Source organism: Nostoc sp. DSM 114160, from assembly GCF_053470305.1.
On sequence record NZ_JBPFGO010000002.1, the window covers coordinates 1,743,697 to 1,768,652 of the forward strand.

Below are 24,956 nucleotides of genomic sequence, written 5' to 3' on the forward strand. Positions count from 1 at the left end.
TTCCATAACTTTAATCATACAATTTACTAAAGGAAATTTAGTCATGAATATCAAACAAATTCTTGCTAGTGCAGTGCTTCTTTTACCATTTGCTGTTATATTCTCTCTCTATTTTTAGTAGGGAGAGTGTGAAATGCAAGGTAAATAAAAACTTTTTACTGAAGATTTGAGAGATAATCATGAAATTGGCATCAGTGACAAATGTTTTGGTTGCAGGTGCGATCGCTCTCGGCGCGACTGCAACCATCAATCAGCCAAGTCAAGCCGAAAGTAGGCGAGGATTTTATTGTGACACATCAGGTAACAAACCCGTGACGGTGTACACAAATTTTAGAGGTGTTTCTGAGCCTTGGATTCGCTGGACTTCCAATTACTTTAGAGACGCTGGCTACAATAAACTAACGCGCTGCCAAGACGTAAGCCACCGTTTGGAAACTTACCGCCGCAACGGAGAACTGAAGTTTATTACTGTCGGCAAAATGAACGGACAAAATGTGGTTTGCACCGCAAATCAAGTTAGTGGACGCTGTGAAAACTTGATATTGACCCTCAAACCCAATGAAGATGGTGTGCAAGCGCTAAATAATCTCCTAGCTTGGCACCAACCCCTGAGTAAAAGCAATAGAACACCTTACGTTGATTTGAGAGAACATCTAGGGATTCCTAAAGAATAGATTACAGCGTTTTTCCTGTGCTAGATTTGAAGCGGGATAGTAATAAAGTTACAAAGCTATAGTTTAGGTTCTATACGCCTAACTGGTGCGCCAAGCTTTTGCATAAGCGTATACCGCCGAGGGCTTTAAACTATACCATCGTTTGATTAGCTCAGTTGGCAGAGCGATCGACTGTAACATCGATACGTCACAGGTTCGACTCCTGTATCAAACACCAAAGGAAGTTAGCTCAGTTGGTAGAGCAATCGACTGTAAATCGATGTGTTGTAGGTTCGATTCCTATACTTTCAACCAAAACCCTGTCCGGGTTAAAAGACAATACCCTTCCAAGGTAGCCAATATGGTACGAATCTTAACAGATTCGAGACCCCTCATTTTCTCAACTCTGCGGTGCAGTGTTCTGCTGTCGGTCATCACTCGTAAGGGTGATGTTCGGTAGCCACAGTCAAGGAGTAAGCGCAACTGCATTTTTCCCTAACTTGAGTATGTCCCTTCGTTTTCTACATCTAGTTTTCCTTCGGGGATTCTAGATTGGTAAATTGAATGGTATATTTGAGCGCGGTTCTTTTTCTAGATTGTTATTGAGCGGTTTGGGAAAAGTAACAGCAATCTTAATCCAGCTTTGGAGAAGCTTTTGCCCACACCTAAACTGTAAACACTTGCACTTGCAGAGTAAAAAAATATTTTGTATTATGTACGGCAAAAATCTCAGCACTACCTCATTAGCGACTGAAAGTAATCTAGAAAAGTTGCGAACTGATAATTTAGCACTTTTGCGATCGCATGGTTTAGCTGAATATAATACTGCCGAAGAAATAGCCTTGGCAATGGGGATAAGCTTAGAAAAACTGCGCTTTTTAACAACTAGTACATCCCTAACTACACATTACCTCCCTTTCAAAATTTCAAAAAAGACAGGTGGAGAAAGAATTATTTCTGCACCAAAGCCCGAACTTAAAGCTGCTCAAAGGTGGATTCTAGAGAATATTTTAGAGAAATTAGAAATTCATAATGCAGCGCACGGCTTTTGTAAAAATCGTTCGATAGTCACCAATGCTAAACCCCATGTTGGTGCAAATGTAATAGTCAATATTGATTTACAGAATTTTTTTCAGTCAATTTCTTACAAGCGTGTCAAAGAATTATTTTCTGGGTTTGGTTATTCAGAACCTACGGCGACAATTTTCGGGTTGATTTGTACAACCGCTGAAATAGCAATAAATGGACAAATTAACTATACAGCTTCAGAAAACCGCCATTTACCTCAAGGTTCGCCTGCAAGTCCTGCTATTTCTAATCTAGTTTGCCGTAATCTCGATAGTCGTCTGGCTGCGATCGCTGAAAATCTTGGGTTTTGCTATACGCGGTACGCTGACGATTTAACATTTTCTACTTCTGAGGATGCATCGTCCAAAATATCTAATTTGATTAAAAACACTAAATTTATTATTCATAGTGAAAATTTTACCGTTAATGATAATAAAACCAAGATTTCCGGTAAATCAGTGCAGCAAGAAGTAACAGGTATAATTGTAAATACACAATTAAATATATCTAAAAAGACATTAAAAGCCTTTCGTGCAACTCTATATCAAATAGAACAAGAAGGTTTATCAGGAAAAAGTTGGGGAAAATCAACTAATTTAATTGCTGCAATTACCGGGTTTGCCAATTATGTAGCAATGATTAACCCGACCAAAGGTGCAGAATTTAAATCAAGCGTGGAACGTATCAAGCAGAAATATGGTGACTCCCAAACTGATGAAGTACGTTTTTAAAGCTGCTTATTTAGCTAGAAAAGACTCATTTTAGGTGTACCTCAGCCAATAATAGCCAGCGCGAATGAAATTCACCCTTTTAACTTTTTACCTGTGCTAGATTTGAACCGGAATAGTAACAAAGTCACCAAGCTGTAGTTTGGGTTCTGTATACCCGACTGGTACGCTAACCTCTGGTAATAGCGTATACCGCCCAGTACTTTCAACTATTTCACCATGAAAGTTAGCTCATTTGGTAGAGCGATCGGTGTATCGCCGATTATTTGTAGGTTCGATTCCTATACTTTCGGGCAAAAACCCTCGCCCTGGGTACGGGCACCTTGTTAGGGACAAGGCCGCAGAATTATTGGGTATTCAAAAAGACCCAATCAAAAAAACTTTTTGTTTTTTCTACTCTGTTATGCAGGTATTTATAACAGTCAAGGAGCTAGCGCAACTGAATCTCTCCCTAACTTGAGTATGTTCCTTCCTTTTCTTACATTTGGTTTTCCTTTGGGGATTCTGAATTGGCAAAGCGAACGGCATATTTGAGCGCGGTTCTCTTTTTTTAGATTGTCATTGAGCAATTTGGGAAAAGTAACAGCAATCTTAATCCAGCTTTGGAGAAGCTTTTGCCCGCACCGGAACTGTAAAAACCTGCATTGGCAGAGTAATACCAATTCATAAGCTATCACACAAATTATTTATGCAAATTACTATGTGGCAAACGTTTTATATTAAACCTAACGAAATCGGTATCTTATATCACCGCAGTGACTTTAAGAAAATTTTGCAACCCGGTACGTATACATATTTAGGTTGGCATTGGCAAGTAAAAATTTATGACCTCAATCAGCCACTAGCTCAGATTGAAAACCTAGAACTGTTGTTGCGAAATCACCAAGCCGAACTACAAGAACACTTATTGATTATCAGAACCGCATTCAATCAAGTTGCATTAGTCCGCTACGGTCAAAATTGGGTAAGCGTTGCACCAAATAAATTGATTGCTTTTTGGCGTGGTTTTATCGAAGTAGAGTCTCATATATTCAACTTGGAAGAAAGCTTAGAATTGCCTAGTTCCTTTGTGCAGCAATTGCGCTCAGTTACGTTGAATGGAGTGAAGAAGTTCCAAATCTCAGAGTATGAGATTGGTTTACTATATGTGCAAAATAATTTTGTGCGACCTCTAGAACCAGGAGAGTATGCTTTTTGGTCGGTAGATAGAGATGTTACAGTCCGAATTCTCAGCCGGATTATCCCTAACCCAGACTTTCCCCTCGAAGATGTACTCATTGAAAAACATCCCGACTTTATTGCTGCTTACTGTGAAACCGTGCAATTACTGGCTTCGCAAGTTGCAATTGTGCGATATCGAGGGAAAGTGATTTCTATTTTGCCACCCACCAGCCGCAAGCTATTTTGGCAAGGTGTTGCAGTGGAAATTCTCGACATCAGCGCTGATGCTCAGTTACAGCCTAACTTAGTAGCTGAGTTAGTTGAAGGTTTAACAGAAGTGAAATTGCTCAGTCGTAACTGTTTGCATATTTGCCAAGTTCCCGCCCAGCACGTGGGACTAGTATACATTAATCAAGAGTTTCAAGGATTGCGATCGCCAGGGACACACGCTTGGTGGTTATTTGGCCGCTCTTTTCAAACCGAAACCATTGACTTGCGACTACAAAATATGGAAGTATCCGGTCAAGACATCCTTTCTAAAGATAAAGTACCTCTGCGGTTGAATTTGACGGCTGGCTTCCGCATACTCGACCCCATTGAGAGCAAAAAACGGCTTATCAGATATTTCTGGTTATTTGTACAAAGAATTGCAGTTTGCTTTGCGTGGTGCAGTCGGCGAACGCAACTTAGATGCTTTGTTAGAAGATAAAGGTGCAATGGATAGAAGCATCTCTGAATACATTCGCCAAAAAGCCGCAGACTATGGAATTGAAGTAGATTCTGTAGGTGTCAAAGACATTATTTTACCTGGCGAGATTAAGAGTATCTTGAGTAAAGTAGTCGAGGCAGAAAAAGCTGCTCAAGCAAACGTAGTCAGACGTAGAGAAGAAACTGCTGCTACCCGCAGTATGTTAAACACAGCCAAAGTGATGGAGGATAACCCGGTTGCGTTGCGTTTAAAGGAACTCGAAGTGTTAGAGCGGATTGCAGAGAAGATCGATCGCATTCAAGTTAACGGCAGCTTGGATAATCTTTTGACAGATATGATTCGGATGAATCCGCAATGATTTAGTTATTAAAGGCGATCGTACTATCTCGTAAATTAGTTTTATTAACACGCAATCATCGGGATCTTAGCAAAGTACCCGAATTGTTAATTGCGGATTGGACAGTTTAATGCGTAGGCGCAGCCCGTCGTAGACATCGCCTAGTTTATTTTCGAGTAAAGGCGATCGCTACAATGCTTTACTTCTTATGCATCTCACACACAATCTCTAAATATAAAGTGGTGTGTTGTTGATTAAAGGCGAGCGCTACAACGGTCTACTTCTTGTCCAAAATTTTGTAAATAGCAAGATATTAGTAATATAAAAAAATCACTGGTATCATCAAAAAGCCCAAAACCCTTAATTTAACTTAGTTGCTAATACTGTTATCTATCTAGTAATATTCAGTATAATTAGGTGATTAAAAAGCGGCAATTTTGGGTATTATCTTCATAATGATACATTTGCTAAACGATACTGAAATACCAAAAAGTGATAAAACTTCAAAAAAAACTATATTTCATATTTGATGCAGCTTTTATAAAAATGCCACTTTTTTTAGCTCTAGTATCTTCATAACTCTCAGTGGTCAAGCAAATCTTATGAACTCTATTAAAGTTGAGTAACTTTTTTGCATCTCCAAACACAGGGATGATAGGAGAATTAATTACTATTTTAAATAATGAATATGAATTAAAAACAAACAATCAAGTGTTTAGACTAAACCAGGCACAGTTTAACAAACTGATACAAGTTCCAGACACTATACTTCACTTATTGAACTGCCCAGAAGAAATATCGTTAGCAACTAATAAGCAACTTATAGATTCTTTTCTTGAAGCAGCTAAGGTGTTGTATTTTGATGGAAAAATGGAATATACAGTGCTTGAAGAATGGCGAGAGAAGCTTGGTTTTATATTTTCTAATGAGATGTCTTCAGTAACGAATTATGGCGACTCATTAGAGTATGGCGGTCTATATCTGTGTGGGGATTGGAGAGATGATTACGATCCACGTTACTAAATTTTGACCTTGAATCTGTTTTTCACTTCATAATACATACTACACCAGACAGGTAATTACTTCTAATAATGCAAGAAGTTACTTGCCACAAGTTAGGTAGTTAGTGCTATTGCTCCTGCAAAGCGAGGTTATCGCATTTACCCTTCAAAGCGATCGCACCATTTAATCTAAAAAATCGTCATTAAAAATAGTTTTTTATTTTACAGTTTTTCTTGGAGCAAAATGCAAGCAAAATCCAAAAACTAGACTCCATAAGAGTTATAGTATCTAAGGCATCAAAACAGATTGTTCTTATATAACCCTGCAACAGGCATTTAGGCTAGAAATAAACTCTTTTTTCTCTTGCGGCGAAAAAACCTTGCATTATATAAATTGTAAGAGCGATCGCTAGGTTCGGAGTAATCCCAAGAGTGCATTTGACGGAAAGGTAGACCCATCTTTTGGAAGACGTACTTCTCTTTCACACCAGAAGCTACCAAATCAGGCTTCAGCGCTTTGATAAATTCCTCGAATTCGTAAGCGGTAACGTCGTCATAAACGATGGTGCCGTTTTCGATATAGTGAGTGGTACGTTTGTAGTCATCGTTATGAGCGAACTCATAACCTGTACCAATCATCTTCATGCCCAAGTCTTGGAAAGCTGGGACAACGTGGCGAGGACGTAGACCACCAACCATGATGGCAACGGTCTTACCTTCCAAGCGGGGGCGGTACTTAGCAACTACCGCATCCATTGTGGGCTGATACTTGGCAATTACCTTCTCAGCGTTTGCTTGGATTGTTTCGTCAAATTTGGAAGCGATTTCCCGTAAAGATTCAGCAATCTTGGTGGGGCCGAAGAAATTGTATTCCAACCAGGGTATACCATAAGCTTCCTCCATGTGACGGCTGATGTAGTTCATCGACCGATAACAGTGGATGAGGTTCATCTTCACATTGGGGGTCATCAACATTTCGTTGATGGTGCCATCACCTGACCACTGAGCGACTACGCGCAAGCCGATTTCTTCTAACAGGATGCGGCTAGCCCAAGCATCTCCACCGATGTTGTAGTCACCAATGATGGCTACATCATAAGGAGTACCTTCAAATTGAAGTGTACCGTCTTTTTTCGCTTGGTCTGCTCTGGTGAATACCCAGTCACGAACCATGTCGTTCGCAATGTGGTGTCCCAAAGATTGAGAAACACCCCGGAAGCCTTCGCAACGCACAGGTACAACTGGCTTACCAATTGTTTTCGATGTCTTGCGAGCAACAGCTTCGATGTCATCCCCAATTAGACCGATGGGACATTCAGATTGAATGGAAACACCACGGTTGAGGGGGAAAAGTACATCTAGTTCTTCGATCAGCTTGACAAGTTTCTTGTCACCGCCGAAAACGATATCTCTTTCTTGGAAGTCAGAGGTGAAGTGCATGGTACCAAAGGTATCAACACCTGTGGTACCGATGTAGTAGTTACGACGACCAGACCAAGACCAGTAACCGCAACCTACAGGCCCGTGGCTGATGTGGATCATGTCCTTAATAGGGCCCCAAACCACGCCTTTAGAACCGGCGTAAGCACAACCACGAGCGGTCATTACCCCAGGAAGGGATTTGATGTTAGACTTAACGCCGCAATCGGACTTACCTTCTTCGTATACGCCTAAGTGCTTTTCGCGCTTTTTAGCAGCTTTTTCTGGGTAAGCACTGAGAACTTCTTTAATTAGTTCTTTTCTTTCTTCGATGATGTTTTGATTTTCTGGAGGTGTCATATTTAGCCTCTGTGACTCGTAAGGATCGGGGCATAGGGGGACTAGGAGTCCCCTCTAAGGTTAGGGGGGAGATGCTAGAGAGAGGAAAAGGTAAGATATAAAACTCTTCCTTTTTCCTTGTGCTAAAGCGTTATTTATTAGCAGCGACTTAGACTACGGGAGCTTCAGCAGCAGTCTTACCAACCAACTTGGCAGCATTTTCGTCGCTTTCGAGAATACCGAATTCAATCAACAATTCTTCTAGTTCTTCCATTTCGATGGGTGTAGGAATAGCCAGATTCTTGTTGTCGATAATTTTCTGAGCCAAAATCCGATATTCGTTAGCTTGGTTGCTTTCAGGTGCGTACTCGTTAACAGTCATCCGGCGCAATTCTGCGTGTTGAACAATGTTGTCACGAGGTACGTAGTGAATCATTTGGGTGTTCAACCGGCTTGCCAAGGTTTCGATCAATTCGATTTCTCGGTCTGTGTTACGGCTGTTACAAATCAAACCACCCAAACGCACGCCACCTGTGTGAGCATACTTAAGAACACCACGAGCGATGTTGTTAGCAGCGTACATCGCCATCATTTCACCAGATGTAACGATGTAGATTTCTTGTGCCTTACCTTCGCGGATAGGCATAGCGAAACCACCGCATACAACGTCACCTAATACGTCGTAAGATACGAAGTCTAGGTCTTGGTAAGCACCGTTTTCTTCTAAGAAGTTGATGGCGGTGATAATACCACGACCGGCGCAACCTACACCAGGTTCTGGACCACCAGATTCTACGCAACGTACACCCCGGAAACCGGTGAGCATTACTTCTTCGATTTCGATATCTTCTACTGCACCACGTTCTGCGGCGAGGTGAAGAACGGTTGTTTGAGCCTTGCTGTGCAGCATCAAACGGGTAGAGTCAGCTTTCGGGTCGCAACCGACGATGAGGATGCGTTGACCCATTTCTGCCATAGCTGCTAAGGTGTTTTGGGAAGTGGTAGATTTACCGATACCGCCCTTTCCGTAGAAAGCTATCTGTCTTATATTTTCGTCTGTCATGGTTCGTATTTCCCTGCAATTGGTTGGTTAGTGGGTCTGTGCGTTTGTCAGTTGCGTTCACGCCAGTTGAGCGACAGTAGTGAGCGCGTGTAGAGCATCGTTGGTAGCGTTGGCATAAATGCCTGCTGGGGGCGATCGCTCCACAGCTAAAATGATTGAGAGTAGGTACATATATTTCGTGGTTAAATTTCTTTTCTTTTTGTCCTTTGTCCTTTGTCAAAAAATGACAAAGAACAAAGAAAATTACGCAATTTACAAATACGTCATAATGTGTTTCAGCTTGCAAGATTCAATAGGACTTGATGTTGTTATTTGTCAACAATCAATGCATGGTCCTATTACTTGTTCAAAATAGCGCCCTTGAAATTTGAGATGCGCTCTAGTGCAGCTTTGGTATCTTCTGGCGACTCTCCACGCACAGCCATTGATTCACCCAGGAGTTTTGCAATCTCATCGAAGTGTTGTTGCTGTAAATTCAATCCTGCGTGGGTTTTGTCCATTGGACGACCGGCGTACTGCTTTGGCCCTTCAAATATTTGAGATAAGAAAGCAACTAGATGATTACGTTGCTTCGCCATATCTGTACCAGCAAAAATGGGATTGAGGAGGCTGTCTGTGGCAATGCGTTTGTGGAGTTCATCTACTATTTGTTCAATAGCTGATTGTCCACCAAGTTTGTCGTACAATGTGCTCATATCCTGTTCCTTTGAAGCGAGTTGGATGATGAAAGAAAGCAAGTAGGCGCTTAATGTATGAAGCCTATATGCTGTTAGCCGTGATAGCTAATCTAGCTATCGGTTCTCGGTAGGATTGAAGCATTGATGTGGAGACAATTATATGGTTCAAATCCTACTTTCTGTTCCTGGCTGAATGCATATTAGAGCGTATTTGTAGATTACGTTAAGTCCTACAGCAATTCCTAAACTGCTTCGACTACAAGGCTCTTGCTGACACGATCTTGTAATCTGGCTTCGATCGCAATTTTTAGGGTTGCTGTACTACTTGAACAGGAACCGCAAGCACCTTGCAGTACAACTTTAACGCGATCGCCTTCAACATCATAGAGTTCTACATCTCCCCCGTCAGCGATGAGTACGGGTCTGACTTCTTCATCAAGAACCTTTTGAATTAGAGCAATCTTTTGCACGTTTGTTAGCGATCGTTCTTTGGACGTAACAATTTCTGTGGCAACTTGTACGCCGTAATTGTTGAGAGCAGGTGAGGCGTATTCCTGTTGAACTGATCTAATAATATCATCAATGTTCGCCAGACAGGAACCGCATCCGCCACCAGCTTTTACATAATTTGTTACTTGTTCGGCATCCGTGAGATGATTTTCTAGAATCACGCGGCGAATTTTGGACTCGCTGATGCCAAAGCAACTGCAAACTAATGCACCTTCATCGTCATCATCGTGGGAAGCTAGAGGTATGCCACGATAATTATAGATAGCAGCTTCTAGCGCTTCTTGTCCCATCACAGAGCAATGCATCTTTGCTTCTGGCAAACCACCCAGGTAATCTGCAATGTCTTTATTGGACACTTTCAGAGCTTCATCTAAAGTTAAACCTTTGACCATTTCGGTTAATGCACTAGAAGATGCGATCGCACTAGTACAACCAAAGGTTTGAAAACGAGCATCTAGAATCTTATCAGATTCTACTTCCACTTTCAGGTGCAATCTCAGAGCATCACCGCAAGCAATGCTACCGATTTCTCCCGTTGCAACCTTAATTCCAGGTTCGCTCGTTTCTTCAATTTCTCCCTGATTTTTGGGATCGTAAAACAGTTCTAATACTTTATCGGTGTAGTCCCACATAACGAATTTTAGATTTTAGATTTTGGATTTTAGATTGGGGATTGGGCATGGGGCATAGGTTCCATTCTTAATGCGCTATGCCCTATTCCCTATTCGCTAGTTCCTAACGATGCGCTAGTGCTTGTTCTTGTCCTTGCAACCAACCTGCATCATCATTTTTGAATGGTGAGAGAGCGCGTAAACGTTCTACAATACTGGGCATTACCTCTATGACTCGATCGATTTCGGCAACTGTTGTGTAGCGACAAAGACTGAAGCGAATTGAACCGTGCAAAGTTGTGTAGGGTAAGCCCATTGCCCGCAGAACGTGGGAGGGTTCTAGAGAACCGGAGGTGCAAGCAGAACCGGATGATGCACAGATACCGTATTTGTTCAATAACAATAGAATTGCTTCACCTTCGATGTACTTGAAGCCGATATTGGTTGTGTTTGGCAATCTCTGCGTAACGTCACCATTGACTACACAATCGGGAATTTTAGCTAGTAAAGTTTGTTCCAGGCGATCGCGCAGCTTTCTTTCTCTGGCTGTCGCTTCTTCTAAGTGTAACAGTTCTAGTTCCGCAGCTTTGCCCAAGGCAATAATTCCTGGAACATTCTCTGTTCCCGCCCTACGTCCGCGTTCTTGGTGTCCCCCAATCATGAAGGGACGGAACCGAACTCCACGCCGGATATATAAAGCACCAATTCCTTTCGGGCCGTGCAGCTTGTGACCAGACAGGGTTAACATATCCACCGTGCTAGTCTTCATATTCAAGGGGATTTTTCCCACTGCTTGCACCGCATCTACATGGAAGATAGCGCCATATTCTTTGACGCGCAACCCAATTTGCTCAATCGGGAAAACCGTGCCGGTTTCGTTATTAGCATACATAATTGTCACCAAGGCGGTGTTACCCGTCAAGGAAGCTTCTAGTTCATCTAGATCCAGCTGCCCTTGATGATTTACTGATAAATAGGTAACAGTGTAACCTTGGGTTTCTAATTGTTTGCAAACATTGAGTACTGCTGGATGTTCAACTTGGGTGGTGACAATATGTCGCTTTTCTGGTTGCGCCAACAGTGCGGCTCGAATCGCCGCGTTATCTCCCTCAGTTCCACAACTTGTGTAGACAATTTCAGATTCATCGGCTCCCAGGATGGCTGCAAGTTGTTCTCTTGCTGTTCTCACTGCTTTACCGACTTGCCCACCAAAGGTATGCATACTGGAGGGATTGCCGTAATAATCTGTAAGGTAAGGTAGCATTACCTCTATAACTTCTGGGTCTACCTTAGTGGTGGCATTATTATCGAGATAGATGCAGTTATTTTGCATTGTTGTCTTCAATTATGAATTACGAATTACGAATTACGAATTGTTTGGGGTTGGCGCTTTTGCAACTGTTCTGAGTATTTCTGGGAATAACAGTTAAACCAACGTTCCCAGTAATCTTGTTTATTTGTTAATTTAGCGACTACGCGGTTGTAATTAGCAAACCAGCCTTCCCAATAATCGCTAGGCTGCTTAACGCAACCGTCACAGGTGGGACAACCAGCTTTACACTGAGGCACGGTATGAATGCTACCAATACAGTTTGTACAAAGTTCAGGGTCAATCCAGTGCTGTCCGTCAACCACTTTAACTGCATTTGTGGGACATACAGATAGACAGAGATTGCAGGAAATACACTGGCTAGTAAGAATTTTGTAAGCCATGATTTATTCTCCTTTTGGGGAACGGGGCATTAGAGTTAGGGTAGAGGTTACAGGTGACAGATGATAGGCAATAATCTGTCCTCTGTAACCTGTAACCTATTTCCTAATTACCTAATTCCTTAACGTATTGCTCGTAAAACTCCAAAGCAACCTTTTCAATTACGTCGTAAGCTTCAACAGTCTTGATTCCAGCTTCTTGCAATTTTTCTTGAGGACAGTTACCAATCTTAGAGACTAGAACTGCTTTGCAATCTGCGATCGCTTTCATAATATGCTCAAAAGAAGCTTCTTCGCCGTATCCACCTTGGCAGTATTGGTCAATTTTGCGATGACCGATAAAGCGAACTTCGTTTCCACCCACTTCGTAGATTTGGAATTCTTTCGCATGACCGAAGTGTTGGTTAACTAATCCGCCGCCTTTGGTTGCTACTGCAACTAAAACTTTCGGACTATTGGCAATTTTCTTACTGGCTAGCGCCTTATCTTTGGCTACTTTAAGTTCTTCTTTAAACTTCTCAATTCCTTCGTGAACAGTAGCGCGTTGTTCCATGTCATATTCGGGAGCCATTTCCAAGAATTTCTCTTTAGAAAACTCTTGGCTGCGGTCTTCTCCCAATAATCCGACTGCATCGGCACGACACTGGCGACAGTGACGCATCATTTTCATGTTACCGGAGCAGTTGTCTTGAACTTCTTTGAGTTCTTTGGGTGTGGGGCCGCGTTGACCGGTTAAACCGAAGTGTGTGCCATGTTCTGGTGCAGAAATCAATGGCATGATGTTGTGCAAGAATGCACCTTTTTCACGGATGACTCGATTCACTTCGACTAAGTGTTGGTCATTAATTCCAGGAATCATCACGGAATTGACTTTGCACAAGATGTCAGCGTCTTTTAAGGCTTGCAATCCTTCCATCTGTCTTTCGTGGAGGATTTTTGCGCCTTCAAGACCTCTGTAACGCTTGCGTCTGTAGTGAACCCAAGGATAAATCTTAGCACCGATCTCTGGATCTACCGCGTTAATGGTGATCGTAACGTGATCTATATTTAATTGTTTAATGCGATCGATGTAGTCTGGCAGCATTAAACCATTGGTTGATAAGCACAGCTTGATGTCTGGTGCTTGCTCTGCAATCAACTCAAATGTGCGGAAAGTTTTTTCTGGGTTCGCCAATGGGTCGCCAGGGCCAGCAATTCCCACAACTGTCATTTGGGGAATCTTGCCACCAATGACCAAAGCTTTGTGTGCGGCTTCTTCTGGTGTTAGCAATTCGCTAACTACTCCAGGACGGCTTTCGTTAGCGCAATCATATTTGCGGTTGCAATAGTTGCATTGAATGTTGCAAGCGGGAGCAACTGCAACGTGCATCCGGGCGTAGTGATGATGAGCGTCTTCGCTGTAGCAGGGATGTTTCGCAATGCGTTCTTGGAGCTTTTCGTCCCTTTCCACGGTGGTGCTGCTGGTGCTGTCGCAGCCGCAACCACCTGATTTTGCTTGGGTTGGCGATTCCGTAGCGTTGGAGTTGAGGAGTCGTGTAGACGGTGATGTCATTGAGTTTCGCAAAAGGTCGGTGGACTTGGCTGCCACTGTGGGAGATGCTGTTGCTACTCTTTCATGCCCAGAATTGAAGTCGCGTCTTCCACACTACCTGCAAACCCTTGGGTTCGGGTAACTTGTTTTCAAGTAAAGCAGGCGATAGATATCTGATGTTCTGCTGGTGTGTGTCAACCTTCGCTTCTTGGGTAGAATTTGTGCCCCAAGGCGCGACTTCTATTCACTTCTGGCATGGTGCTATGTCATCCCTCCACTCACTCTTCGCTTTGTTTTAGAGCGTTAGGTGATTGGCGATATAAGATTTATAGCAGCCGTCTCCCAGCCAGATGTTGCATCTCTCTAGGATAGAATTTATTGGATTTATTACTTTTGTACTCAAATACTAAAAACCCTAATTCTTCAAGCATTACAAGAATTAAAAAAAATTTTTTCAGGTAGGGGTTCTGGTATTTTTTGGTTGGGGTTCTAGTGTTTATAGATAGGGGTTCAGGATTTCTTTGTACTCAGCCACAACCCAATCCCAGCAAAGAACTTAATCTATTTGCAACAGGGTTTTAGTTATTTAAATGTGTACTCACATTGCCCTCAATTTGCATCAAAAGCAATAAATATTAAGGGTTTGAGGGGGAAAAACTGAAGTAATCTATATTGTTCTACTCCATAAACGCGCTAAATTGAATTCTGTATCTAACATATCATTTTTTTGAGGGTAAAAATGCACTTCATATTCTTTTAAGTTTTCTTTGAAAATGATGTTCAATTATGCCTTTAAGCCTTGTCTGGTAAGCCATATAAGCTAGTGGGAATAGATGTATTGCTGCACATAGTTTTCAAAAAACTTAACTTTTCAGTTCTTTTTTTTCATTCCCACAATGAAGAGATGGGCAGGAAACTCTCAGGTTTTGTGTTTAAGAGAAACAACAAACTATAATCTAACATGATTGAGCGATCGCAATGAATTTTCTGAATTGCTCACTACAAACCTTAACAAAAAATCTCACCCCCTTCCTGCATCAGAAAGAACGATTGCACCTTAGGCAACTGCATAGCCTGTGTAGGGTCTTAACTCCGGTGGACGAAACCCCAGAACAATATGTTCTTTAGGAATTCCAGCCCGTTCTAAATCGGCGGCAATGCCTTCTTCCGTGCCATCTCGTTGAATCCAGATTTTGCCATCAATCAGGTCAATATGAACCAGACAACCATGAATCCGGCGATCGCCATCCCAACCTAAATCCATCCACAAATAGCGATTGCGGCTTCGATCGAACACCACTTCCGATTGAATATTGGCATAAGAATAGGGTAGTGAAGCATATTCACTGAGAATAGTTTCAATTACCTGGCGATAGTTGTCTAACTTGGTGTAATCCATTGTTTAATGACCTCCTGTTTTGGATCGAATGTAATCAGCTTTAAACGATGATTTCTCAGTAACAGTTTGCCGATAGGTTCTTCAAATAAATCATCAAAAATACTATTAGGTACTGCAATATATAGTATTCGTTCCGGCTCCAATTCCATCAAGATATCCTGATATAAAATATACTGACCCAATGCTTTTTCTAAATCATCAACATCCGATCTGCCAGTAAAACTTTTAATCTCAACTGCAATTTTTTATTCTGCTTTTTGCGCCGCCAACAGTTGTCTAGCACCTAAATCAACATACAAATCTTTTTTACCAAACTTTAGAGTCAGTGGATCGTGAGTAATTGTCCATTTATCTTTAATCAAAGCATTTTTAACATTGTTGCGATCAAGCTCTCTAGCTGGCATACAGGTGTAGTTTTAGACTGATATTTCTATTTTAGGAAATCGCTACACTAGATTTATCAGGAAAAACAGGCTGTCTGAGTTCATTCAGCAAAATATGGTAGCAGGAGGAATGTGATGAAAGCAGTCGTTATCCGTCGGTATGGCGCGACTGAGGTGTTGCAGTATGAAGAGGTGGAGCAACCGAAAATTGAGCCAACACAATTACTTGTGAAAGTTCGTGCTAGTAGCGTTAATCCCATTGATTGGAAAATTCGTCAGGGAATGTTGAGTTTAATTACTGGCAGCAAATTTCCGAAGATTCTGGGGTTCGATGTGGCGGGAGATGTCGTAGCCGTTGGTTCTGGTATCACCCGTTTTAAACCAGGAGATGCTATTTATGGCTGTACTAGCTTCCCTGGAGGAAGTTATGCCGAATTTGCAGCTGTTCCAGAAAACTTGGTGGCGCTTAAACCAACGAACTTATCTTATGAAGAAGCTGCGGCTGTGCCGTTAGCAGCGCTCACCGCTCTGCAAGCGCTACGAAATGAGGGAAATATTCAAACAGGACAAACTGTATTGATTAATGGGGCTGCGGGCGGTGTGGGCACTTTTGCAGTCCAAATTGCTAAAGCTTTAGGGGCAGTGGTGACAGGAGTTAGCAGTAGCAAAAATTTGGATTTGGTGAAATCTCTGGGAGCAGACCGCGTGATTGATTATACGCAGCAGGATTTCACTGAAGATATAGCGCAGTATGACATTATCTTTGATGCAGTGGGTAAGCGATCGCTCTCTCAAACCAAAAGAGTCCTCAAACCCAATGGAATTTATATCACCACACTACCCAGCCCCGAAGTCTTCTTAGAGAGCGTCTTAACAGCGTTGCTTCCCGGCCAAAAAGCGAAATTTATTTTGCAAAAACCCAACACTCAAGATTTGATTTATCTGAAAGAATTGATTGAAGGGGGTAAAATTCGTGTGGTAATCGATCGCACATATCCCTTACAAGAACTAGCAGCGGCTCATGCTTACAGCGAAACAGGTCGTGCAGTGGGGAAAATTGCGATCGCGCAGCCCGTCGTAGACATCGCAGTTTCTAGTTGACTTTTCAAACATCGTCTTATCTCATGTCTGGCTAAGGACTTATAATTTAGACCGCAGAGAGCAGGAGGAAAGAGGCGTTTCCGATTTTTGCACAGATCCGGTAATCATAAGTGATTAACCGGACTTGATATCAGACCTTTTGAAATTTTGGACTTTCTTGCAGAACGCTACGCGTAGCTTGCTTCCCCGGAGGGGTACGGCGTAAGCGTTCAGTAGAAAACTTTTAAAGTATTCAATCCAAAATTTAAAATCAACAATTCGGTGAGTCGTGCTACTTGACCTCTATAAACGAGATGATATTATCAAGGTCATTTCCAAGGGATTTATAATCACCAGCAGTATATTCACGGCATAAACCGTTACCATTTACATGTTGGCACACACGTACCCGTGTACCTGGTGGTATACTGAATGAACTAATAGTGTCATTACCAACAATATTTAAGTCACCTTGGTTGGCTTGGTATACTCCTGGAGTTGTAGGAAAAGATTGGGAAATTCCGCCAAAGTTAGGGTCTCTGTAGACCTTAACTTGTTGTGACGGTGTGTATGAAAGCTTATAGATAGCGCCGCTGTAGTCATCCGAAATTAACAAATTACCTTGCTGGTCTACTACCATATCCACGGGTCGCCCCCAGGTTTCTTGCGTTGTCGGAACTACCCAACCGGTGACTAAATCTATCTCTTGTCCTGGGGTTTTTGTTGTACTGTTCCAGGGAAAGTAAGCTATTCTGTAGCCCGTTTTCTTCTGCCGATTCCATGAACCATGCAACCCTGTTACTACCCCATTTGAGTATAGGCTGGGAAAGTTGGTATTTTGTAAGAATGTTAGTCCCAAGGGAGCTGAATGGGCTTGGATACCTTTGCTAATCCTGTCCATTGCATTGCAATTAACACTTCCATTAGCATTGAACTGATAGTCGCGGTCAAATGGCATATTGTCAAGGCCATTTGAGGTGTCAGGATTGGGATTGCAGAATGGCCAACCGTAGTTACCGCCATCTCGAACTTTCGTAAACTCTTCTGGTGGGTGGTTGTCTACATAAGAGGGGATAATCTTACCGTAATTGCCACTGCTATCGTTGAAGGGATAGGCGATGTTATCTCGATTATTAACGACTACCCAAAGATCGTTTGTACCAGGTAAGAATGCTAACCCTTCGGCATTACGTAAACCTTGAGCAAAAAGCCGCTGATTGGTTCCATTAGCGTTGTACTGGTAAATTGCACCACGCTTTGGAGTACTGACGGTATCTTCCTTACAGGCATTGCATGTAGAGGCGATCGACACGTAAAGTTTATGGTTGGCATCAAGTGCGATATTTTTCAGTTCGTGACCATAAGCGCCTTTGAGTTCCCGTGTGCTGCTGTCTGGTAAGGCAACTACAACGATTTGACGATTTTTTGCGATTAAGTCTCCAGAGTTGTAGATGAAGCGGTTAATTTGATGACTCTCAGAGATATAAACGTATGTGGTGTTATCAATCTTATGAAACACAATGTCGTGTGGTTTGCGTAGACCCGTTACAAAGTCAGAAATAATCGGGTCTTTGCTGCCATTTGGGCGGACAATTAACACTTTACCGGAACTGGGCTGTGATACTAGAAGATCCCCATTGGGAGCAACTGCCATAAAGCGAGCTTTGTTAATGCGAGCATAAACAGAGATAGAGAAATTGGGCGGCACTTTCAAGTAACGGGTAGTATTAAAGGGCCAAGAGGTCATTGTACTAGGCACTTTCAGCTTGGTTTCAACAGACGCAGGGGGGGGTTGACCGATCGCTGCGTTGCTAAGAACCTCTAAGGACATCAAACTAATTAGTGATGCGGATAGTATGCGTCCAAGTATCTGTGTTGGTTTTAGAGTAGATGCAACCATTTTGAACTTCCCTCTAGCTTGGTAGCGATATATTACACATAATTCTTGGCTAGCCGATTCAACCAAGAATTTGAACAAAGTTAACTCAGGACTATTATTTTTTTTAAATACTTAAAATATCTTTATCTACTGCTATTTTTTCTAACTCATCAAAAAATGGGTGAATCGATAAAAAAGGCAGAGCGATCGCTCTTGTCAACTAAAATATTTCTCAAGCTACTTAGCCTCGAAACCATTATGCAGAGCGTCTTAACAGCCTTACTTCTCGGTCAAAAAGCCAAGTTTGTGTTTGACAAACCCAACGCTGAGGACTTGGTTTTTCTCAAATAGTGGTAATTGATTGCACGTATCTCTTGGTATAACTAGCGGCGGCTCATGGTTGTAGCGAGAGTGACGTGAGGTGAGCGTGCTATGGGGGAAATTGCGATCGCTCGGCATAAATCCAGATAATCTTGATTAATCTGCGAAAAACTAACGCGAAACCTACCCCCCTAACCCTTTCCCGAAGCGTGAAAGAAAAAAATTCAAAGTCTCTCTCCTTTTAGGAGAGAGATTTAGAGAGAGGTTCTTCAGATACCTGTGATGTTTCTGCAATAACCCTAAAATCTGGAAACATGACTCCAGCTAGTGGATATACTCGTAATCAAAATCTCAACAGAAGCGAGTATTATGCTGGACTGGTTAGCTATGTGGGGTGTAACTCAGGCCACCGGGTTGATTTTTAAACCCATTCTGGAAGACTTAGCCAAAGATGCTGCTAAAGATTGGGCTAAAGATTTATTAAAAGGCATTCCTGGCAAGATTTTCCAGAAGCTTAAGAACGAAGACATAGCAATTGCTGCTGGTAAAGCCTTAAAGGAATTTTTGCAACTAATGCAGCAGCAGTTAAAGGTTCGTTGCAAACTTGCTGAAACTGAGATTAAAGAGTACACCACAGACATCCAAAAATTTATCAGTGATAAGTCGGTTACAGAAACTCTTGGTAAGGCTTTTGATATTAATTGTGAATCTCTAGACGCTAAAACTCTAGAAGATAGTTGGAACAGGCTGCAATTAAAACCTCTGCCATCTAAGTTTAACTGGCAATCACTTACAGAACAGTATTTTACACAAGTCCAAGAACTTCTTTTAGATTTAAAAGAATTACACCATATCCTAGAATTACAAAAGTTATCTGATATTGAAATAAATACCAAAGAAATTGCTGGTATTATTGTAGATTTTAATTTAGTTAAATATCAAGAAGGAATCCGCGAACGCTATGGCAATCTCAAGTTAGATAGTTTAGATACTAGCGGCTATGCCTATAACGAACTGAAATTATGGCGGATTTTTACTGCTCAAAATGTCCGGGAAACTCATCAAGTTTTAGCACAAGTTCACGAACTGCCTAAAGAACATCTTAGACGGCTGCGAGAAAGCGACCAAGTAGAAGCAGTTGAATTAGAAGAATTAGAACGCCACAAAAGAGTTTATTTTGAACAGCCGATCCGTTCAGTTTTAGATGTTGTCAATAAAAAGCAAGATTATAAATATATTGTGATTTTGGGCGATCCTGGTTCCGGGAAGTCTACATTGTTGCAATTTCTGGCTTTGAATTGGGCTGAGTCACCACTGGATAATGTTATATCTTTACCAATTCCCTTGCTAATTGAATTACGCACTTATATGCGGCGACGGGAAGATAAAGAGTGCAATAATTTTCTAGAATTTTTTCATCAATGTAGTGGTGCTGTTCATCATCTCAATCAGCTTGAACTAGATAAACAATTAAAAGCTGGTAATGCCTTAGTGATGTTTGATGGTTTGGATGAGGTCTTTGACCCTGGTAAGCGAGAGGATGTCATTACTGATATTCATCGCTTTACTAATGACTATCCTGATGTGCAGGTAATTGTCACTTCTCGGATTATTGGCTATAAACCGCAACGATTGCTTAATGCTGAGTTTCGCCACTTTATCTTACAAGATTTAGACTCAGAACAAATTCAGGATTTTATCAACCGTTGGCATGAGTTAACTTTTACCGATGCAGTAGATAAGGTGAGAAAACGGGAACGGCTAAAAAGAGGAATTGCAGCTTCCAAATCTATTGCAGAATTGGCGGGAAATCCTCTGCTGTTGACGATGATGGCAATTCTGAATCGTAACCAAGAGCTACCAAGAGATAGAGCGGAGCTTTATAATCAAGCATCGCGGGTACTGCTACATCAATGGGATGTGGAGCGCGTTTTGATTGAAGATAAGAGATTAGACCCCAAGACTATTGATTATAAAGATAAGCAAGCGATGCTGCGTCAGCTTGCTTATCTGATGCAAACTAGTGAGAAAGGTTTGGCAGGTAATTTGATTAATGAAAATGATTTAGTCAAAGTTCTGACTGATTATCTCAAAACCATAGAATTTGATAAACCCAGAGATGTTGCGCGGGTGATGATTAATCAACTGCGGACTCGCAACTTTATGTTATGTTTCCTGGGTGCGGATTATTATGCTTTTGTGCATCGGACATTTTTAGAATATTTCTGTGCTTGGGAGTTTGTCTGGCAGTTTAAAGAAACGCAAACGCTGACTCTTGAGGAACTTAAGAATGAAGTTTTTGGCAAACACTGGCGAGATGAAAGTTGGCATGAGGTATTGCTGCTAATTGCGGGAATGATTGAGCCAAAATTTGTTGGTGAAATTCTTGAGTATTTAATGGTGCAAGATGGCGAAGAGGAAAAGTTTGTTAATCTCTTTTTAGCGGCTAAGTGTCTTGTAGAGGTGAGAAATCGCTCGGCGATCGCGTCAACTGCTACTAAATTACTTAACAAGCTAAAAGATTTAACTAAATATGACCTCTGGTACTATTACGTGCCCTATCAAGATGAAGAAGAAACTAAGCTAATTCAGGAAATTCATACTCAAGCAGTTGCAACAGTCGGCTCAATTTGGAAAGATAATCCTGATACATTACACTGGCTTAAAGACCTTGCTACTGTTGAGAAATCTGGAAATGTTCGACGTTCAGCCATCCAAGCATTGGCCAAGAATTTTAAAGATGACCCAGATACCCGCCCCATCTTCCAAGACCGCGCTACTACTGATAAATCTGAAAATGTACAACGTGCAGCCATTGTGGCATTGGCTAGAAATTTCCCAAATGATCCCGATACTCAAACCTTTTTTCTAGATTGCACCACTGCTGATAATTCCGATGTGCGATGTGCAGCCATACGAGCATTAGCTAGAAATTTTCCAGATGATGCCAATACCTGTACAATCCTTAAAGCTCACGTTTGTGCTGATAAATTTGCAAATGTGCGAATTGCAGCCATCCAAGCATTAACTAGAAATTTCCCAAATGACCCGGACACCCATACCATTCTCCAAGACCGTGCCATTGGTGACTATAATTCGGATGTACGACGTACAGCTATTGAAACATTAGCTAGCAATTTTCCAGATGACCCTAATACCTGCACAATCCTGCAAGACTGTGCCACCGATGATAAAAGTGAGGATGTGCGACTCGCAGCTATTCAAGCATTAGCTAGGAATTTCAAATATGACCTCAATATTTGCACAATCCTCCAAGACCGCGCTACTGCTGATAAGAATGAGGATGTGCGACTTGCGGCCATTCAAGCATTAGCTAGGAATTTCAAATATAATCCCAATACTTGCACAATCCTCCAAGATCGCACCACTGTTGATAAATCTAAGAATATACGAATTGCAGCCATCCAAACATTAGCTAGAAGTTTCAAATATGATCCTAATACTTGTACAATTCTTCAACACTGCGCCACTGATGATAAAAATGAGGATGTTAGGCTTGCAGCTATTCAAGCATTAGCCAGCAATTTTTCTGATGACACCAATACTGATACAATCCTGCAAGACTACACCACTTATGATATATCTGGGAATGTACGACTTGCAGCCATTGAAACATTAGCTAGCAATTTTCCAGATGACCCCAATACCTACACAATCCTTAAAAAACAAACCACACATGATGATTCGGATGTGCGATGTATAGCCATCCAAATATTAGCCAAGCACTTCAGGTATCAACCTGAGTTATTTGACACTTATTACAACTGCGCTTTCTGTGACCCTTTTGAACGTAAGCAAAGCAGGGACACTAACCCTCGGCGGATTGCACTAGAGATAATTATCAAGCAATATTCTCAACATCCCCAGACTTTACCACTGTTGCGTGACCGAGCAGAGAATGACCCAGATAAGAAAGTGCGGGAGTATGCTCAGAAAAAGTTGGCACAATTAGAGAAGTAAAAGAGCAGTGAAAATATGAACAACACAGAAGTTCGTCAGCAAATTAACCAATATCTAGATGGATTATCTTCAGAACGCTTACAACTGGTTGCTGATTTTTTAGCATATCTAGCAGATAAGGAGAGTGAAGATGCTACCAAAGAGTTACTTGATATCCCTGGATTTATTGAATCATTTGAAGAAGGTAAAAAAGATATTGCTGAAGGTCGGGTAAAAAGCTGGAGAACAATTCGGTCTGATGTATAACGTTGTGTTATCCGCTAAAGCCGAGGATATTTATGCTACAGCAGACCAAGCTTTAGCCAAAAAGGTTGCTAGATGCTTTGAGCAACTAGAACAAAATCCTCGGTTTCATCCTAATGTTAAACCTCTCAAAGGTGACTTTGCAGCTTATTATCGCTATCGCATTGGTAACTATCGAGTAATTTATCAAGTTGATGATGCAACAAATCAAGTTATGGTAACTACTATTGCTCATCGGCGAGAAGTTTATGAATAAATATGAAATATACAATTGTGATTCAATGGTCAGAAGAAGATCAATGTTATGTGGTTTCGCTACCTGAGTTTACGGATATAATGCAGCCTTGCACTCACGGAGAGACTTATGAAGAAGCTCTTAAAAATGCTCAAGAAGTTTTAGAAATGCTGATTGAATCATCTTTGGCTAATGGTGAACTTTTACCAGAACCTAAAACGCTAGGAAAGTCTTTGGAAGTTGCATAAAATTTAGGAATTAAAAAGGTAGCTTATGAACACATCTGTAAATACCACCAAAGTCTACGATGAAATTATAGAGTTTATTGCTGCTGGAACCACTCCCCAAAGCGTTATCGATTTCAAACTTTCAGATGCAGCCAAAGACCGTTTAGAGGATCTCGTTTACCGCGCAAAAACTGAAGGTCTTACAGGAAGTGACCAGCGAGAGTTAGATCATTTCCTCACGCTAGAGCATATTATGCTACTAGCAAAAGCAAAAGCTCGTCAGTACATCAGCGCAGAGTAAGTATTCAAAGTGTCTCGTCCATATATTAATGCAGAATTGCGGCGTTTAGTTAGCGATCGCGCCGAGCATATTTGCGAGTACTGTCTCGTCTCTGAAGAAGATAGATCGTCAGGTTGTTAAGTTGACCATATAATCAGCGTCAAACACGGCGGCGCTACAACAGAAGATAATCTCTGCTATGCCTGTATTTTCTGTAACCTGCAAAAAGGGACGGATTTAGGATCAATTAATTGGCAAACTGGCGAACTTGTACAGTTTTTTAACCCACGCAGAGACTTTTGGGGCGATCATTTTCGGCTAGATGAGGCTGTAATTCAGCATCAAACAGATATCGGTGAAGTTACCGCACGCATCCTAGATTTTAACGGCGATGAAAGGATTATAGAATGACAAGCTTTGATTGCATCTGGTCAGTATCGGCGCTAAAACAGATAAATAAATAGGTTATGATGTGCGATCGCATCCACCAATGGGAATTCTATACTTAGCTACACTTGCTACTTAACTCCTAGAACTTCCAAGGTAAATATACGATGGCCTATCAAAATATTACAGCCTCCCTTTCTGCACAAGATATCCAAGAAATTAAAGCCGCGCTACAGAAAGTCCAACAAAAGCTACCCTTTTTAGTTACTCTCAGCCCTGAAGAACGCCGTAAGGTAGTAAAAATGGGCGACAAAAGCCTAGCCTTTGTAAACAATAGTATCACTGCTGCTCAGTCGAACCGCGAAATCCTTCCAGCCACTTTTGATGTTGAAGAACTTGTTCGGGATTATCAATTAGCCGCAGCGCTGACCGAACTTTTAATCTCAATCCAGCAACTCAGCGAACAGGTAGATGATACCCTAATGGCTGTCGGTAGTGAAGCTATGACTAGCAGTTTGACTGTTTATGATTATGTCAAGACTGCATCAAAAAAGACTCCAGGCTTAAAGACTGTCGCTGAACAGTTAGGCGAACGCTTTAAAGCTATCAAAGGTAGACCTACTAAAGCTGCATCTGGTTCTTGAGTCTTTGAACTCCATTAATGCACCTCTGAACTCCATTAATGAGCCTTTGAACTCCATTAATGAGCCTTTGAACTCCATTAATGCACCTCTGAACTCCATTAATGAGCCTCTGAACTCCATTAATGCACCTCTGAACTCCATTAATGAGCCTCTGAACTCCATTAATGAGCCTCTGAACTCCATTAATGAGCCTCTGAACTCCATTAATGAGCCTTTGAACTCCATTAACAAATCTTCAGATACCTCGTTCCCAGTCTGTGGCTGGGAATGCCTATTTGCAGCCTCTACCTCCCGAATTCGCGGCAGAGTCGCAATGAAGTACATTTCTAGGTTCTACCTGGAACGAGATTTAAATCTGGAAACGAGATTTATAAAAATTT

20 protein-coding genes, 3 tRNA genes and 3 pseudogenes are annotated in these 24,956 nt (G+C 41.6%); 16 read left to right on the forward strand and 10 right to left on the reverse strand.

What is annotated here, in order from left to right; genetic code table 11:
* Positions 1-179: 179 nt before the first annotated feature.
* The 7 genes and pseudogenes from NSTCB13_RS24770 to NSTCB13_RS24800 all read left to right on the forward strand — a co-directional run bounded on the left by NSTCB13_RS24770 (position 180) and on the right by NSTCB13_RS24800 (position 5,679).
* Complete coding sequence (locus NSTCB13_RS24770; RefSeq protein ID WP_448274118.1) at positions 180-674, forward strand: COP23 domain-containing protein; 495 nt, start codon at positions 180-182, stop codon at positions 672-674.
* Between the two features lie 140 nt (positions 675-814).
* Positions 815-891 (forward strand) — tRNA-Tyr (locus tag NSTCB13_RS24775).
* A 1-nt stretch (position 892) separates the two neighbouring features.
* A tRNA-Tyr gene (locus NSTCB13_RS24780) sits at positions 893-968 on the forward strand.
* Positions 969-1,366: 398 nt separating this feature from the next.
* On the forward strand, positions 1,367-2,452 hold the full coding sequence (locus NSTCB13_RS24785) for a reverse transcriptase family protein (protein ID WP_448274119.1): 1,086 nt from the start codon (positions 1,367-1,369) through the stop codon (positions 2,450-2,452).
* Between the two features lie 217 nt (positions 2,453-2,669).
* Positions 2,670-2,742 (forward strand) — tRNA-Ile (locus NSTCB13_RS24790).
* A 407-nt stretch (positions 2,743-3,149) separates the two neighbouring features.
* Positions 3,150-4,677, forward strand: a pseudogene (locus tag NSTCB13_RS24795) (slipin family protein).
* 597 nt (positions 4,678-5,274) lie between these two features.
* Positions 5,275-5,679 carry a hypothetical protein gene (locus NSTCB13_RS24800; RefSeq protein WP_448274120.1) on the forward strand — a complete coding sequence of 135 codons (405 nt, stop codon included), beginning with the start codon at positions 5,275-5,277 and terminating at the stop codon, positions 5,677-5,679.
* A gap of 314 nt (positions 5,680-5,993) precedes the next feature.
* On the opposite strand, the gene nifD is transcribed toward NSTCB13_RS24800, so the two are convergent.
* From nifD to NSTCB13_RS24845, 9 genes and pseudogenes are all read right to left on the reverse strand, one after another.
* The gene (gene nifD / locus NSTCB13_RS24805) at positions 5,994-7,436 is read right to left on the reverse strand and encodes a nitrogenase molybdenum-iron protein alpha chain (protein WP_448274121.1); all 1,443 of its coding nucleotides are present in this window, start codon (positions 7,434-7,436) and stop codon (positions 5,994-5,996) included.
* Positions 7,437-7,584: 148 nt separating this feature from the next.
* Positions 7,585-8,478, reverse strand: coding sequence for a nitrogenase iron protein (gene nifH, locus NSTCB13_RS24810; protein ID WP_445630325.1), 894 nt, complete (start codon positions 8,476-8,478; stop codon positions 7,585-7,587).
* Between the two features lie 338 nt (positions 8,479-8,816).
* Positions 8,817-9,173: a globin domain-containing protein gene (locus NSTCB13_RS24815; RefSeq protein ID WP_322709718.1), complete on the reverse strand. Its 357-nt coding sequence runs from the start codon at positions 9,171-9,173 to the stop codon at positions 8,817-8,819.
* Positions 9,174-9,397: 224 nt separating this feature from the next.
* Complete coding sequence (gene nifU / locus NSTCB13_RS24820; RefSeq protein ID WP_445630324.1) at positions 9,398-10,297, reverse strand: Fe-S cluster assembly protein NifU; 900 nt, start codon at positions 10,295-10,297, stop codon at positions 9,398-9,400.
* 103 nt (positions 10,298-10,400) lie between these two features.
* Positions 10,401-11,609: a cysteine desulfurase NifS gene (nifS, locus tag NSTCB13_RS24825; protein WP_448274122.1), complete on the reverse strand. Its 1,209-nt coding sequence runs from the start codon at positions 11,607-11,609 to the stop codon at positions 10,401-10,403.
* A 26-nt stretch (positions 11,610-11,635) separates the two neighbouring features.
* A complete protein-coding gene (locus NSTCB13_RS24830) occupies positions 11,636-11,989 on the reverse strand; it encodes a 4Fe-4S binding protein (RefSeq protein ID WP_448274123.1) in 354 nt (117 codons plus the stop codon).
* A 103-nt stretch (positions 11,990-12,092) separates the two neighbouring features.
* Entirely contained in the window at positions 12,093-13,538 is a 1,446-nt protein-coding gene (gene nifB / locus NSTCB13_RS24835) for a nitrogenase cofactor biosynthesis protein NifB (protein ID WP_322698465.1), read from the reverse strand.
* A gap of 1,036 nt (positions 13,539-14,574) precedes the next feature.
* On the reverse strand, positions 14,575-14,916 hold the full coding sequence (locus NSTCB13_RS24840) for an element excision factor XisI family protein (RefSeq protein WP_448274124.1): 342 nt from the start codon (positions 14,914-14,916) through the stop codon (positions 14,575-14,577).
* Positions 14,898-15,320 (reverse strand): annotated as a pseudogene (locus NSTCB13_RS24845) (element excision factor XisH family protein). Before NSTCB13_RS24845 ends, NSTCB13_RS24840 begins: the two are co-directional and overlap by 19 nt.
* A 114-nt stretch (positions 15,321-15,434) precedes the next feature.
* Between NSTCB13_RS24845 and NSTCB13_RS24850 the strand changes: the two are divergent.
* Positions 15,435-16,400, forward strand: a complete 966-nt coding sequence (locus NSTCB13_RS24850; RefSeq protein WP_448274125.1) for an NAD(P)-dependent alcohol dehydrogenase — start codon at positions 15,435-15,437, stop codon at positions 16,398-16,400.
* A gap of 271 nt (positions 16,401-16,671) precedes the next feature.
* Here the strand turns inward: NSTCB13_RS24850 and NSTCB13_RS24855 are convergent, their stop codons facing one another.
* Positions 16,672-18,279, reverse strand: a complete 1,608-nt coding sequence (locus tag NSTCB13_RS24855) for a PQQ-dependent sugar dehydrogenase (RefSeq protein WP_448274126.1) — start codon at positions 18,277-18,279, stop codon at positions 16,672-16,674.
* A gap of 156 nt (positions 18,280-18,435) precedes the next feature.
* On the opposite strand from NSTCB13_RS24855, the gene NSTCB13_RS24860 reads away from it, so the two are divergent.
* From NSTCB13_RS24860 to NSTCB13_RS24895, 8 genes and pseudogenes are all read left to right on the forward strand, one after another.
* Entirely contained in the window at positions 18,436-18,609 is a 174-nt protein-coding gene (locus tag NSTCB13_RS24860; RefSeq protein WP_448274127.1) for a hypothetical protein, read from the forward strand.
* Positions 18,610-18,948: 339 nt separating this feature from the next.
* A complete protein-coding gene (locus NSTCB13_RS24865; RefSeq protein WP_448274128.1) occupies positions 18,949-22,560 on the forward strand; it encodes a HEAT repeat domain-containing protein in 3,612 nt (1,203 codons plus the stop codon).
* A 15-nt stretch (positions 22,561-22,575) separates the two neighbouring features.
* Entirely contained in the window at positions 22,576-22,806 is a 231-nt protein-coding gene (locus NSTCB13_RS24870) for a hypothetical protein (RefSeq protein WP_448274129.1), read from the forward strand.
* A complete protein-coding gene (locus NSTCB13_RS24875; RefSeq protein ID WP_448274130.1) occupies positions 22,799-23,059 on the forward strand; it encodes a type II toxin-antitoxin system RelE family toxin in 261 nt (86 codons plus the stop codon). The genes NSTCB13_RS24870 and NSTCB13_RS24875 overlap by 8 nt, the downstream gene beginning before the upstream one ends.
* Before the next feature lie 2 nt (positions 23,060-23,061).
* Positions 23,062-23,286 (forward strand): type II toxin-antitoxin system HicB family antitoxin, encoded by a 225-nt coding sequence (locus NSTCB13_RS24880; protein ID WP_448274131.1) that lies wholly within the window; start codon positions 23,062-23,064, stop codon positions 23,284-23,286.
* Between the two features lie 25 nt (positions 23,287-23,311).
* Complete coding sequence (locus NSTCB13_RS24885; RefSeq protein ID WP_448274132.1) at positions 23,312-23,566, forward strand: hypothetical protein; 255 nt, start codon at positions 23,312-23,314, stop codon at positions 23,564-23,566.
* Positions 23,567-23,575: 9 nt separating this feature from the next.
* Positions 23,576-23,956, forward strand: a pseudogene (locus tag NSTCB13_RS24890) (HNH endonuclease).
* A gap of 143 nt (positions 23,957-24,099) precedes the next feature.
* Positions 24,100-24,576, forward strand: coding sequence for a hypothetical protein (locus tag NSTCB13_RS24895; protein WP_448274133.1), 477 nt, complete (start codon positions 24,100-24,102; stop codon positions 24,574-24,576).
* Positions 24,577-24,956: the final 380 nt, after the last annotated feature.